At 69.0% G+C, this 12843-nt stretch carries 12 protein-coding genes; 8 read left to right on the forward strand and 4 right to left on the reverse strand.

Annotated features, from left to right (window positions below):
- The first annotated feature begins 15 nt into the window (after nt 1–15).
- The 3 genes from AOK01_RS02100 (at nt 16) to AOK01_RS02110 (ending at nt 4688) form a co-directional block, all read left to right on the forward strand.
- On the forward strand, nt 16–2490 hold the full coding sequence (locus AOK01_RS02100) for an AAA family ATPase (protein WP_055507743.1): 2475 nt from the start codon (nt 16–18) through the stop codon (nt 2488–2490).
- A complete protein-coding gene (locus AOK01_RS02105; protein WP_055507745.1) occupies nt 2487–2894 on the forward strand; it encodes a hypothetical protein in 408 nt (135 codons plus the stop codon). The genes AOK01_RS02100 and AOK01_RS02105 overlap by 4 nt, the downstream gene beginning before the upstream one ends.
- Nucleotides 2895–3002: 108 nt before the next feature.
- Nucleotides 3003–4688, forward strand: a complete 1686-nt coding sequence (locus tag AOK01_RS02110; RefSeq protein ID WP_055507747.1) for a TIGR04141 family sporadically distributed protein — start codon at nt 3003–3005, stop codon at nt 4686–4688.
- A 100-nt stretch (nt 4689–4788) separates the two neighbouring features.
- Here the strand turns inward: AOK01_RS02110 and AOK01_RS02115 are convergent, their stop codons facing one another.
- Together AOK01_RS02115 and AOK01_RS02120 are read right to left on the reverse strand one after the other, a co-directional pair.
- Entirely contained in the window at nt 4789–5961 is a 1173-nt protein-coding gene (locus AOK01_RS02115; RefSeq protein WP_055507763.1) for a serine hydrolase domain-containing protein, read from the reverse strand.
- Between the two features lie 72 nt (nt 5962–6033).
- Nucleotides 6034–7377: an NsdA family TPR-like regulatory protein gene (locus tag AOK01_RS02120; protein ID WP_055507749.1), complete on the reverse strand. Its 1344-nt coding sequence runs from the start codon at nt 7375–7377 to the stop codon at nt 6034–6036.
- 253 nt (nt 7378–7630) lie between these two features.
- Here AOK01_RS02120 and AOK01_RS44610 point away from each other — a divergent pair, with 253 nt between their 5' ends.
- The 5 genes from AOK01_RS44610 (at nt 7631) to AOK01_RS02140 (ending at nt 10830) form a co-directional block, all read left to right on the forward strand.
- Nucleotides 7631–8122 carry an ATP-binding protein gene (locus tag AOK01_RS44610; RefSeq protein ID WP_055507751.1) on the forward strand — a complete coding sequence of 164 codons (492 nt, stop codon included), beginning with the start codon at nt 7631–7633 and terminating at the stop codon, nt 8120–8122.
- Nucleotides 8122–8460, forward strand: a complete 339-nt coding sequence (locus tag AOK01_RS44615; protein WP_055507753.1) for a hypothetical protein — start codon at nt 8122–8124, stop codon at nt 8458–8460. Before AOK01_RS44610 ends, AOK01_RS44615 begins: the two co-directional genes overlap by 1 nt.
- 127 nt (nt 8461–8587) lie before the next feature.
- Nucleotides 8588–8755, forward strand: a complete 168-nt coding sequence (locus AOK01_RS43975) for a hypothetical protein (RefSeq protein ID WP_167307964.1) — start codon at nt 8588–8590, stop codon at nt 8753–8755.
- 87 nt (nt 8756–8842) lie between these two features.
- Nucleotides 8843–10039, forward strand: coding sequence for a JmjC domain-containing protein (locus AOK01_RS02135; RefSeq protein ID WP_055507755.1), 1197 nt, complete (start codon nt 8843–8845; stop codon nt 10037–10039).
- Complete coding sequence (locus AOK01_RS02140; RefSeq protein ID WP_055507757.1) at nt 9973–10830, forward strand: aldo/keto reductase; 858 nt, start codon at nt 9973–9975, stop codon at nt 10828–10830. Before AOK01_RS02135 ends, AOK01_RS02140 begins: the two co-directional genes overlap by 67 nt.
- Here AOK01_RS02140 and AOK01_RS02145 read toward each other — a convergent pair.
- Nucleotides 10818–11675, reverse strand: a complete 858-nt coding sequence (locus AOK01_RS02145; RefSeq protein ID WP_055507765.1) for a hypothetical protein — start codon at nt 11673–11675, stop codon at nt 10818–10820. The two genes, AOK01_RS02140 and AOK01_RS02145, sit on opposite strands and share 13 nt — an antisense overlap.
- A gap of 190 nt (nt 11676–11865) precedes the next feature.
- The gene (locus AOK01_RS02150; protein ID WP_055507759.1) at nt 11866–12573 is read right to left on the reverse strand and encodes a nucleotidyltransferase domain-containing protein; all 708 of its coding nucleotides are present in this window, start codon (nt 12571–12573) and stop codon (nt 11866–11868) included.
- Between the last annotated feature and the right edge of the window lie 270 nt (nt 12574–12843).

A 12843-nucleotide genomic window follows, 5' to 3' on the forward strand; every position in this document is an offset into this window, starting at 1 on the left:
AGGGCGGAGAGCACCATGACGGAACACCCCGAACAGAGCGAGCCGAACGCATCTGACCATCAGGTCGATCATCGCCGAGGCGCCTCCTCGACGCTCTCTCGCCTGAACGCCCGCCTCGAAAGCTCGGCGCTTGCGGAGGAACCTCGGGCACTCCTGCGAGAGGCACTGGGCGCCACCGCGACGGAGTCCTCCGGCACCCCTGCTGGTCCGCACCCGGACCAGCGGGTGTTCCTCGACTCCATCAGCGTCAACGGCTTTCGCGGCATCGGCCGCAAGGCACGTCTGCCGCTGACCGCGAAGCCTGGAGTCACCCTCGTCGTGGGGCGTAACGGCTCGGGGAAGTCCAGCTTCGCCGAGGGCATTGAGACGGCGCTCACGGGTCGGACCGCCCGCCTGGACAAGCAGCGGGGCGAGGTGTGGCGCCGGCACTGGCGCAACCTTCACGACGGGGCCGACCCGAGGGTCGAGGTCCGCCTCGCCATCGCGGGCGACCCCCGGCTGTCCACCCTGACGTGCACCTGGCCCGGCGACGACGTCACCGCCCCCGAGGCCGAGTTCAGGCGGCCGGGCCACGGCCGTCGGCCCTTCGTCGGCACCGGGTGGGAGCGGGCCCTGAACGACTACAGCCCCTTCCTGTCGTACGCGGATCTCGACAAGGTCCTCAACGGCAGGCCCAGCGAGCAGTACGACTCGGTCGCCGCCATCCTCGGCCTCCGTGAACTGACCGACGCGGACGACCGGCTCCAGGGCATCGAGAAGGCGCTCGACTCCGCGCTGAAGCAGGCCGAGGAAGAACGGCCCGTGCTCGCCGGGGCGTTGTCCGCGCTGGACGACCCGCGGGCGGTACGCGCGCTCGCGGTCCTTGGCAAGGCGGGCGACCCCGACTTCGTCGTGCTCGACGCCCTCGTGACCTCACTGCCCGACGCGGACGAGAGCCGTCTCCGGGAACTGCGGACGACCGCCGCGCTGACCGGACCGGACCTCGGCATGGTCGGCGCGGCCGTGGACCGGCTGCGCGAGGCCGTCGCCGTACTTGACGACGTACGTGCCTCGGGCGCCGAGGACGCCCACCAGCGCGCGGAACTGCTGGCCAAGGCCCTGGAGCACAGCCGTCGGCACGAGGACGAGGACACCTGCCCAGTGTGCGGGTCCGACCGGGCGCTCGACGAGGCGTGGGCCGAGCGGGCCGCCGAACAGGTGGCGACCCTGCGGCAGGAGGCCGCGACCGCGCGGGAGGCCCGTACCGGGCTGCGGGACGCGGTGGACGCCCTCCGCTACCTGGTCACCCCGGTCCCCGCGTGGCTGCCCGCCCCGCTCGTGGACCCGTGGGAGGAGTGGAAGGCGTGCCGGGCGATCGACGACGCCGAGCGGCTTGCAGCCCGCGCCGAGACCGCCGCGCTCGTCCTCGCCGACGCCTGCGCCGCGCTGCGCGACGAGGCGCTGCGGGAGCTGGAAAAGCTCGACGAGGAGTGGCGCTCCTGTGTCACCCGCCTGGCGGGCTGGCTCGACCGGGCCCGGCCTGCGTACGCCGGCAGGCCCCGGCTGTGCCAGGTCAGGGCGGCCCGTAAGTGGCTCAAGGAGGCGCGTGCCGAGCTGCGCGAGCAGCGGCTGCGGCCGTTCGAGGATCACTCGCAGCGGATCTGGGAGGAACTGCGTCAGCAGAGCAACGTGGACCTGCGTTCTGTGCGCCTGACCGGTAGCGAGAAGGCCACCGTGCGCAAGCTGGTGATGGATGTGTCCGTCGACGGCACCGAGGCGGCGGCCCTTGGCGTCATGAGCCAGGGCGAACTGCACTCCCTCGCGCTCTCGCTCTTCCTGCCGCGCGCCGCCGCGCCGGACAGCCCCTTCGGTTTTGTCGTCATCGACGACCCGGTGCAGTCCATGGATCCCGCCAAGGTCCACGGCCTCGCGAAGGTGCTGCATGGCCTTGGGGCGACTCAGCAGGTCGTGGTCTTCACCCACGACACGCGGCTCCAGCGAGCCTTCACCAACCAGGAATTCCCGGTGACCGTACTGGAGGTGGAGCGGGCGTGCCGGTCCGTGGTGACCGTGAGCCGGGTGACCGATCCGGTCGGTCAGGCACTGGCCGACGCACGCGCTCTCATCCGCACGCGAAACCTCCCGCCGGTCGCGATGACCCATGTGCTGCCCAGCCTCTGCCGCGCCGTCCTGGAACGGGCCTTCTCCGAGGCCGCGTGGCTGCGGCTGCACCGGGCGGGGCTGGCCGAACACGAGGCGGAGAAGACCGTCGCGGGGGCCGTCACGCTGATGGACATCGCCGCGCTGGGGCTCTTCGGAGACCCGTCGAAGAAGGCGGGTGACGTCTACCGCGAGCTGCGCAGGCGTTGCGGCCCCGGGGCGATGGACCTCATCCGGCAGTGCCAGGAGGGCGCCCACCCGTCGGGCACCTCGATGCCGGACCCCCACCGGTTCGTGGACGACATCAAGGCCGTCGCCCTGACGGTACGCAAGCCCGAGGAGGGGCCGTGAACCAGACGATTCGCCAGCTGCTCGACACCGCCGACCTGCTCCTCACGGACACTGGCGAGCCCGCCACGCCCGCTGCCACGACCGTACCTGCCGCGTCCGCTGCCGCCACGGCGAGCCGGTGTCGAGGTGCCGCCTTCGCCCTCCGTGTCGCGCTGGAGAGCGCGGTCGCCGACCGCCTCACCTCCCACCGGGCGCCGCGCGCGATCCGAGAGGGCACCCAGCGGGCCGCGTTCCTCTGGCTCCGCGGTTGCGCCGAAGCAGGAACGGCCCGCCGCGCGAAGGCCGTGTGGAGCCAGCTCTGCCTGGGATGCCACTACCACCAGTACGAGATCGGTCCGACGGAGGACCAGGTCCACGCGTGGCGTACTGAAGTCGCGGCGATCGTCGCCCTGTTGACTCTCTGACTCGCGTCGGCGCCAGGAGAGGCGCTGCCGGAAGGAGACACGCGTGAGAACGACACCACGAGGACGGTTATCGCGACCGTCCGCAAAGACCAGAATGAGGAGCGGACCATGACGGGCCGTACGTCCAAGCGAACCCTGTACCGGCTCAGGGGCGTGCCTCCCACTGTCGACGCGATGTTCGACGCCCTGGACCCCAACCAGTTGGAAAGGGTCCACGCGGATTTCGACGTCCCCGAGAACCTCGGTGTACCGGCGGTCCTGGTCACCGGCAGCTTCGAGCAGCCTGTGGCGAGCTGGTGCGACGAGATCTTCCGAACGACGGGTATCGAGGTGTCACGGTCCGTCAATCGCTCGGCCGGCCTGCTGATGCTGGCCGTCGACGGTGAGGTGTACGCGATCGGTTACGACCAGGGCTTCCGCCTGGTGCCCGACCGCCTGAAGGACCACCGCTTCGGGCTGAGCTTCGCGTCCCGCCGGGTGGACCCGGCGAAGATCCGGGACCTGGTATCGCACACTCCCGGCGGAGGGCGCACCGACATCACCCTGATCCCGAGCGGGGCCTCGGTGTGGAGCCTGGGCATCGTTGAGCACGCGCAGATTGTGCGCCGCCTCGGCGGCCACCTGGACAACATCCCGCTCACCATCTCCCGGGACAACCCGGGGAAGATCTCCAGTGCCGAGGGCGGAGCCGGCCTGCGCATGCGGCTCGGTGTGGAGGGTGCCGACCTGATCGCTGACATCCGTGCGATCGCCCGCGTGTTGCGCGAGGAGAAGCCGAGCCCGGAGCTGGAGTTCGTCGAACACGTCGTGCCCGTCGACGATCCCAGCCTTGTCACTCGCCTGGAGGCCATCCTCGACAACCTCCTGGGGCAGGAGCCCGACGGGAGGATCAGCGTGGCTGTCCCCGCAGACCATTGGGACGACTACATGGCCGCAGGGGCGTTCAGGGCCAGGATCAACAGCGACGCGGCCGGCCGGTCGACCGAAGACTTCGACCTTGAGTACGTCCTCTGCCGTGCGCGCATCCAGCATGCGGGCAGCCGCGTGGCCGCGCTCCGGGAAGGAACCGTCACTCTCTATCGGCATGGCCGCGCCGACCGGGCCGACGAAATCTGGATGTCCAGCGCGCTCCGGTGGATCGAGGCGGAAGTGTTTCTCGACTCTCGCCGGTTCTTCCTGATGGACGAGCACTGGTACGAGATCGACCAGGAGTATCTGAAGGCGATCCGCTCGCACGCCGAACGGCTGATCACCGACACCCCGTCCGTCGACCTGCCCCCGTGGGTCCTTGGGGAGAAGGAGCGCACCTACAACGCGTGCGTGCCGGACCAGCGGCCCGGGTACGTCTGCTTTGACCGCGACAACGTGCAGACCGCGCTGCACCGCGGGAACGGCGTGGAGATCTGTGATCTGCTGAGCCCGGACGATGTCCTGGTCATGGTGAAGCGTGCCAAGGGTTCCGACGCGTTGAGCCATCTCTTCAGTCAGGCGCTCGTCGCCGTACAGACGCTGCGGAACTCCCCGGAGGGGAGGGAACGGTTCGCCGAGAAGGTGGCCGCGGCCCGGCAAGGGCGCGGTCTACCGGAAGACTTCCGGGCTTCGAAGGTCGTCTTTGCAATCCTGCTGAAGGACGGCACCGACCTCACCGCCGACACCCTGTTCCCGTTCTCGCAGGTCACTTTGGTGCATACGGCCAGGACGCTCGAATCATGGGGTGTCCAGGTCGAGGTCGTCGGCATCGCCTCCACTCCGCCGACTGCCACCTCGACCGGGACTCGGCGGTTGGCGGCGTAGCCGCCGTCCACCGTAACGACGTACGCCGACGTTGCTGGCGAGCCGTTCCGGATCTCGGGGTGGCTGTGATAGCGGACAAGGACCGCAGCGATGCCAGCTGTTACGCCAGGGACTTTCGCACAGCGTCGACCAGTGACGTCGCACGCAGGTCGTTGTGGCCCCCGATGATGTTGTTCATCGCATAGCCGAAGGCGATGCCGTGTTCCGGGTCGGCGAAACCAAGTGAGCCGCCTCTGCCTGTGTGACCGAAGGAGTTCGGCCCGATCATGGGGTTGGTCTCGGTAGGCAGCATGTACCCGGAGCTGAACCGGCTCGGGATCAGCATCACCTGGTCCTTCCCGCTGGCCTGCTCCTTGGTCGCCGAAGCAAGGGTCTCCGAGGTCAGCAGGCGCACGCCGTCCACCTCGCCGATCAGCGCGGCGTACATGCGCGCCAGCCCGTGCGCGGTGCTGATGCCGTTGGAGGCCGGGAGTTCCGCGGCCTGCACCTCGGGCGAGTCGAAGTCGATCTCGGCGGGGTCGGTGACCGCGTACGCCCTGTTGCTGAATGACTCCGGATCCCGCCACGCGGCAACCTGCTCGCGGAGTTCCTCGGGAACCGACTCGGCAGGCACGGTAGTGAGGTCCACGGCCGGGCGCTGGTACACCATGCGGCTGACCCGGTCGCGCTGATCCGCCGGCAGTCCGATGAAGAAGTCCAGTCCGAGGGGGGCGGCGATTTCGTCGGCGAAGAAGCGGCCCGGCGTCCGGCCGGACACTCGGCGGATCACTTCGCCGACGAGCCAGCCCCAGGTCCGACCGTGGTACCCGTGCGCCGTGCCCGGAGTCCACAGGGGGCGCTGAGTGGCCAGCGCGGCCGCCATCGGGTGCCAGGCCAACGCCTCGTTCAGCGGGACCGGTTGGTCCAGCGCGATCAAGCCAGCCTGGTGGGACAGCATCCAGCGCACCGGGATGTCCGCCTTGCCGTTCGCGGCGAACTCCGGCCAGTACTTCGCCACCGGCGCGTCCAGGTCCAGCGCACCGCGCTCGGCCAGCATGTGTGCCGCGGTCGCGGTGGCCCCCTTGGTAGCCGAGTAGACGAGCTGCAGCGTGTCCCGCGTCCACAGTCGACCGGTCTGGGGGTCGGCGATGCCTCCCCACAGATCCACCACCGGCCGTCCGTACTGGTACACGCACACCGCTGCGCCGATGTCCCCGTGCTGGGAGAAGTTCGCCGCGAACGCCTTACGCACCGGTTCGAACCCAGCCGCGACCTCACCGTGGATCGTCGTCATGCCGTCCATCCTGGCATTGGGACTACGTGCTCCGCGGGGGTGGGTTCGGCCTCGAAGTCCGAGCGGTGACGGTCACGCCGCGACGGGAACGGCCTGAAGGCGCTCGCGGAACTCACGGACAGCGGGGACGGACTTGCGCGGTTCGAGGTGTGCGGAGAACTCCTTCAAGCGGTCCAGTGCCCGTACGGAACTGACACTGCTCTCCAGGAGCTCGGTGCCGTAGTTCGCGGCGTCGAGTGCCCCGTCCAGGTCGCCGCCGGCGAGCCGGGCCTCGGCCAGGCGGCTGGAGCGTACGGCCTTGTCCCGAGGAGCCGCGCTTTTCACGGAAGTCTCCAGGGAGTCCGTCGCGCGCTCCACCTGCCCGGACCGCAGCAGGACCTTGCCCTCGGTCGACTTCAGCTGGGCCTCACCGAACCAGTTGAGCCAATCCGGGTTTTCCTCCGTCGTGTGGCGCTCCCAGTGGGACACAGCGCGGTTGAGCGCTGTTCCGGCGTTCTGGTGGTCGCCGTCGCGGGACAGTGCCTCGGCCTTGTGCAGGTAAAGGAACGACTGGGTGTAGGGCGACAGCGTTCGTGGGGCGTTGTCGATGGCGGTGGAGATGAGGGCGACGCGCTCGGCGGTCCGTCCGGCCTCGGAGACGTGAACGCCCATCTCCGCGAGGATGAACGCGCCGAACGCGTCGTCTCCAGCGGTACGGGCGCTGCGCAGGGCCCCTACGTAGTACCGCTGGCCGACGGACCGCAGCCCCGCGTCGTAAGCCATCCAGCCGGTCAGGTGCGACACCCGGGCCGCCAGGGCGTAGAGGCGGATTCGGATGCTCTCCGTGTACCTGCCGGTGCTCAGGAGGCCGGTGACGAGGGCGAGATCGCCGCGTGCCTGCTCCAGGAGTGTGGCGCCGCCGAGTTGGTCGTCGAGGGTACGGAGCGTGCTGATGCGCTGCTCGATCGTCAAGACCATCCTGTCCGTGACCTGATCCCCGCCCAGGGCCGAGGCGAAGGCGGACGGCGCGTCCACCCAGCTCGCCGCGAGGCCCGTCAGGGCGGCGCCGATGATGGTGAGAAAGCCCCGGCGATCCATGCGGCCACTCCCCACGAGTTCGGACAACGCCTCAACGGTACCGGCCTCGGTCCACGGGGCCGTGAGTCCCGTGACCTCCCAGACCGGGAGCCACCGGGGCCAGCCTGCCTTCCGCGCCTGCTCGTACGGGACGCGCAGCAGGTCGGCGAGTACGTGCTGGGCGTCCGCGTCCGGCTCCTGCCCCTGCTCCCACTTCCATACGGTGGTGCGGTTGGTCGCGAGCGGGATTCCGAGCGATCTCCCGTGCGCCTGCATGAGCCGGGCGAACTCGGCCTTCCCCCATCCGCGCGTCTGGCGGAGGAAGCTCAGCGGGTGGACCGCCAACGGCTCACCAGGCATGTCATCACTCCCGTCATCCCCTCATGGCGTAGTGGGGAGGTTACTTCGCGTGGCCGCGTACGGGGAGGGCGTCCCCATGAGGAACCCCCTAGAAACGTTCCGCCTTGCTCGCTCGGGCCGTTGACTGAGTATCAGCCGTCCACGGAATCCGGGCAGGGCGACCGCTCCCGGAACGGTTCCTCAGATCGGCGGCTCCGCCCTTGTTTCCCCCTCGGGGACGGAGCCGCTCTCCAACCCTTCGGAGGCGTCAGCCATGCCCATGCTCGTCCATCGGTTCGTCCTCGCGGGTGAGGAAAGGGAAGTTTCCCTCGCCCGGCGCACGGTCGTCGACAAGGTGCGTACGTGGGGCGTGCCGTTGGACGACGACACGGCTGACGCCATCCGTCTTGTCGCCTCCGAGCTCATCAGCAACGCCGTGGTCCATGGGGAGGGGTCCGTCACCGTCACGCTGTACCACCGGCCCGGCCGCCTCGTGATCGACGTCCTCGATGACAATCCCGCAGCTCCACAGATGAGTTGTGCCCAGGCCGACGACGAGAGCGGGCGCGGCCTGTCAATGGTCGAGTTCCTCGCTTCGCGGTGTGCCTGGGAACCCGCCGGCCGTGGGAAGCGCGTATGGGCGGAGGTCGCGCTTCCCACGGTGGCACCCGCCATCCGAGCCGCTGTTCTGCGCAGATTATTCGCACTACGGCCGAAGCTCGGGAGTGTAGCTGAGCCTGAGTCCCTCACCCTGACGGTCGCGTGATGGGACGGCACGCACTGCGTACGACTCCGCTTCCTGACCCTGATGTCGCCTTCCGTCCCACTCGCCGTGATGTCGACCCCATCACCAGGGAGCCCACTGAGTACGCGTTGTGGGATCGCCACGAATGGCAGGCGCGCGGCGAGTGCTGGCTGTGGTGCGGACGTGCCGATGTCGAGGTGACGTGGATCGGACCCGTCCGGTCGAGCGGCATACACGCGGCCCTCTACGCCTGCCGTGCGTGTCTGTACGAGCTGGACCAGCGCGTTCTGGAGACCAACATGCACCAGGACGTAGGCGTGCTGCCGATGAATCGCGGACCTGCCCGGTCGCTGGTGTAGGACTGCGGCTCTTCGCGACCCCCAATGACCGCCGCTCCACGGCAACCCCCTTCTCTCACTGCTGTGGGGCGGCCACCGACCTCCCGCCGGAGCCCTGGCGGGAGAACCGAAGAGGAAGGAGTACGAGGTGGCAGAGCCCACGACACCGCCTCCGGCCCGAAGCGGCCTCCTGGTGGCGGTGCAAGAGCTGACCGCCGTCCACGACCGGTACGACAGCCTCCGGTCGGACAACCAGGGAAGTTCCGGCGACGCGCCGTGGCCGGGTGGCGACGGCAACCTGCACGACAGCGAGTAGGCACCAAGCGGTGGGGGCCGGCGCGCTCGGCCGTGTCGGCCCCCACCGCGTCCGCATCACGTGGTCGACCCCATGGAGGACGTAACGATGGAACATCGGTTGATCAGCGCCATCGAGACTGCGCTCGGATGGAACGGGGCGGAGGAGCTGGGCAAGGACTTCGTACGCGGGAGCATGGACGACCCCGCACTCGTCTCCCGCATCATGACCCCGAACCGTCTGCTCGACATCGCGATGCGCAGGAGCCTGAACCGCCCCCAGTTCCGGTGCTTCCAGAAGGGCGAGGAGGTCCATCCGGCCATCTACTACACCGACAGCGTCAGCCCTCGGGGCCAGAGCATCCCCATGGCCAACATGCGCAGCCTGGGCAGCCTCCTGGGACAAGGCGCGACGGTGATCATGGACCAGGCCAACGTCTTCGATCCGACGATGGAGGTCGCCTGCCGGGCCCTGCAGTGGTGGTCCCACGAGCGAGTCCAGGTCAACGCGTACCTGACGACGAACGACGCCTCCGGCTTCCCCTTGCACTGGGACGACCACGATGTCGTCATCGTCCAACTCGCCGGCGAGAAGGAGTGGGAGGTCCGCGCGACCTCCCGCGCAGTCCCCATGTACCGGGACGCCGACCCCAACAACACCCCGAGCGACGAGATCATCTGGTCCGGCACCATGCGGACCGGTGACGTCATGCACATCCCTCGGGGCCACTGGCACCAGGCGACACGGTCCGGCAGCGGTTCTGGCAAGAGCCTGCACGTCACCTTCGGCATCACCAAGCGCACGGGAGCAAGCTGGCTCGCATGGCTGGCCGACTGGTGCCGCGAGCACGAGATCTTCCGCCACGACCTCGACCGCTGGCACGGAACCGGCGGCGAGGCCCTGAGCGCGGCTGCCGCCCAGCTCGTCGGTGAACGCTCCCCGGCCGACTTCCTCGCCGCGTACGAGCAAGAGACGACGCTGCCTCGGCACGTGCCCTTCCTCGACATATTCGGGCCGCTCGCCGCCGTGGTGTGCACCACCCACTTCCCGCCCCGTATCGAGGAATGCGGGGAGACCGTCCACGTCGTGGCCTCCGGGAAGAAGCTCACCCTCACGGCCAAGGCCCTGCCCGTACTGCGTCTGCTGCTCAGCGGCCAGCCGGTCGCGCTGGAGCGCGCCGCAGCCGTCGTCGGAGCCGAAGTGACCGAGGTCGCCGAGATCCTGGTGGAGGAGGAACTGTGCGCGGTGCTGACCCCCGAGTTGTCCTTGGGCTACACCGGTCTCGTCACGAACGCCGTCTCCTGACGGGGGCGTTGGACCTCGGTGTCACCGCACTCGACACCAGCAGCAACTACCTCGACTTCCGTTCGCATGAGGTCCTGGTGCGGACAGCCGGTGACCTGCTGCCGAAGTTCACGGTCTCCACCAAGGTCGGCTATTTCCCGGGACCGGACGGGGCGGAGCATTCCCTGGACCCCGTATGTCTGCACGCGGCCGTGGAACAGGCCGCCCAGGACCTCGGGCGGGAGCCGGACCTGGTGTTCCTGCACAACCCGGAGCATTCGCTCCGTGAAGCCGCCCCTCACAACCAGGACGCGCTGATACAGGCGTGCGCCACTCTCGACGCGGCCGTAGCGAAGGGACTCTGCGCCGCCTGGGGCGTCGCGTCCTGGGACCCGTTACCGCTGCTGAGCCTCATCGACATGACCGTACCGAAGCCGGCGGTCCTCATGGTCCGCGCCGGTTTGCTGGTCGGAGCCAGAACGCTGGATGCCGCGGATGCCATCACCAAGGCGTGGGGTCTGGAGGGCGCCAAGGTGTGGGGGATGAGCCCTTTCGGGGGCAGTACCAGCACTCCTGTGTGGGACAGGATCGATCCACGCGTCTTCCTCCGGGACGGCAGCCAACTCTCCTGCGTGCAAGCGGCGTTCAGAGTCGCCTATCACCTCCCGCGGGTCGGCACCGTCGCCGTGGGCACCGATGAGCCCGCCCATCTCGGCGAACTCGTCGGAACCCTGGCGGGCGGGGTCAACGAGCGGAGCGTCCAGGAATACCGGAGTCTCCTCCGAGACCGCTCGCGCGCTCAGCCCGCTTGAAGCTGCTCGATGACCCGCTCAGCCATGCGCCGGGCGGGTTCCAGCCGAGGGTCCTCCGGGTGCGCGTACGGCCCGAGGATCTTCGAACAGGCGAACAACGTCATCAACTTGCCGTCCCGGCTCTCGAAGTCCGACCGGCGCTCGCGCCTTACGCGATCGGCCAGAGCCGGGACCGCAAGGGAACTCGCCCAAAGGGAGGACGAATCCAGCCCCAGCGGCGCGCTACCCCAGTCCTCCCAGTCGAAGAGGCTGAACGTCGGAGCCGTCATGTTCGCCCAGTTCAGGTCCGCGTGGGCCGGCACCCACCGCTCCACGGTCGTATCGAAGCCACCCGAGAAGACACCGCGGATGGACTCGGTGACGAGGGCCTGGGTGATGGTGACGGTGTCCGGTGTGGCGATCCGCCCGGTGTCCTGTGCCGCCAGAGCGTCCAACGAGGCGTTCAACGCCTCCCACCAGGCGTCCGTCATCTCCGGGGCCTCACTCAAGATGGCGCTTCCGACGGGAGCCCCCGGCAGGAGCCCGGTTTCGTCGGCCCGCCACATCACCGGCTCGTCTGTGTCCCGCCAGACCACACATCCGCGCCACTCAGGCTGGGCGATGCCCTCCAGGCGCGCGGCACTTTCGGTGCCGTTCCATCCCTGATCGGGGATCTTTTCGAGCGAGCGCCGCTCGATCCGCACCCAGGTGTCGCGGATCGTCCTGGCTCCCACAGATCGGCGTTTGCGCACCACGGTGTCCGGGAGCAAGCGCACCTGCAGAGACCGCTCGACACGATCAAGAACCTCGTCAACCTGCTGCACCCGTAGATCAACAGCCTGACCCATGGAGACGGAGAGAGCCATGGAGGCGACCGTAGCAGTGGTGCGGCGGGAGGTGCCCGGCGCCGAGGCACGGGCGGTAGCCGTCAGCCACATCCAGATCCGACTGTATGGAGGGCGATGTGAGCCTGTGCACCGGAGCTGCCGCCTACTCCAGGCATCTCCAGCCCGGTCGCGGTCACGCTTGCTGATCGGCTCCGGTTGCCGGGCCCGCTCAAGACATTCTGCCCCCGCGCCTGTAGCCAACCCACAACCGGCCGCCGGCTTGCCCGAGTACCTCGTCCACCACACCGATGAGGGGCTCGGCCTGGCCCTCCAGCAACTCACGGACCGCCTGGTGCAGGCGCGTGCTGAGCCCTGGTGCCGTGGTATCGAGACGGCGTGCCAGCCACTTCCCGCCTCCGTTCCAGGACCCGCCGATGGCCAGTGCCAACTCGCCCGTTCTCCGCGCCAGTTCAGTGGCGATGAACAGCCGCTCGCCCTGGTCGGTGCTTCCCGAAAGATCATCGAGGAGGTCGGTGATCGCGTAGCGACGGTCGTCGATTTCCTCGGCTGACACACTGGGTGGTCCCGCGGCGGTCAGCTTCCGGGCTTCGGCGGCGACACGCGCACCGACTCCGTCGGTGTCGAAGAGCAGCAGCCCGTCGGCGCACATCCAGAGCAGCGGTGACCGGCGCTTGCGTACTTCCCGCTCGACATACGCGTGCCAGGTCGTCTCGGTGTGCACGAACAGCTCCACCGGCCAGTCGCCGTGCCGGATGCTCGCCCGGTACGGGGCGGGGGCTCCATTGAGCAGCACCACGATGTCGAGGTCGGACATCGCCGTGCGGCGGCCCGTCACGACGCTGCCTCCCAGCAACGCCGCCCGGGCGTCAGGGTGGTGTTCCTCGACAACGGCGCATGCGGAGTCAATCGCGTCCATGCCTCAACTATCGGCACCTTGTGCGCACCGCGCACGGGGTTTTGCGCCCGCGCCACCGATGGCGCCCCAGTGTTCTGCTCCTGTCGCCTGGCCTGTCGCCAGGGGGCCACCACATCGGTTCGCCGACGGCAGACAGGAGACATCCCGCAATGACTGTCATTCCGCGCCACGGCATGTCAACGTACAACGCTCCGCTGGAAGATCTGCCCTGAGCCCATGGAGGCGCCCCTGCACCCGCACCACCCCACCGACCCTTCCCTCCCCCCCCCG

Source organism: Streptomyces aurantiacus, assembly GCF_001418335.1.
Classification (GTDB): domain Bacteria; phylum Actinomycetota; class Actinomycetes; order Streptomycetales; family Streptomycetaceae; genus Streptomyces; species Streptomyces aurantiacus.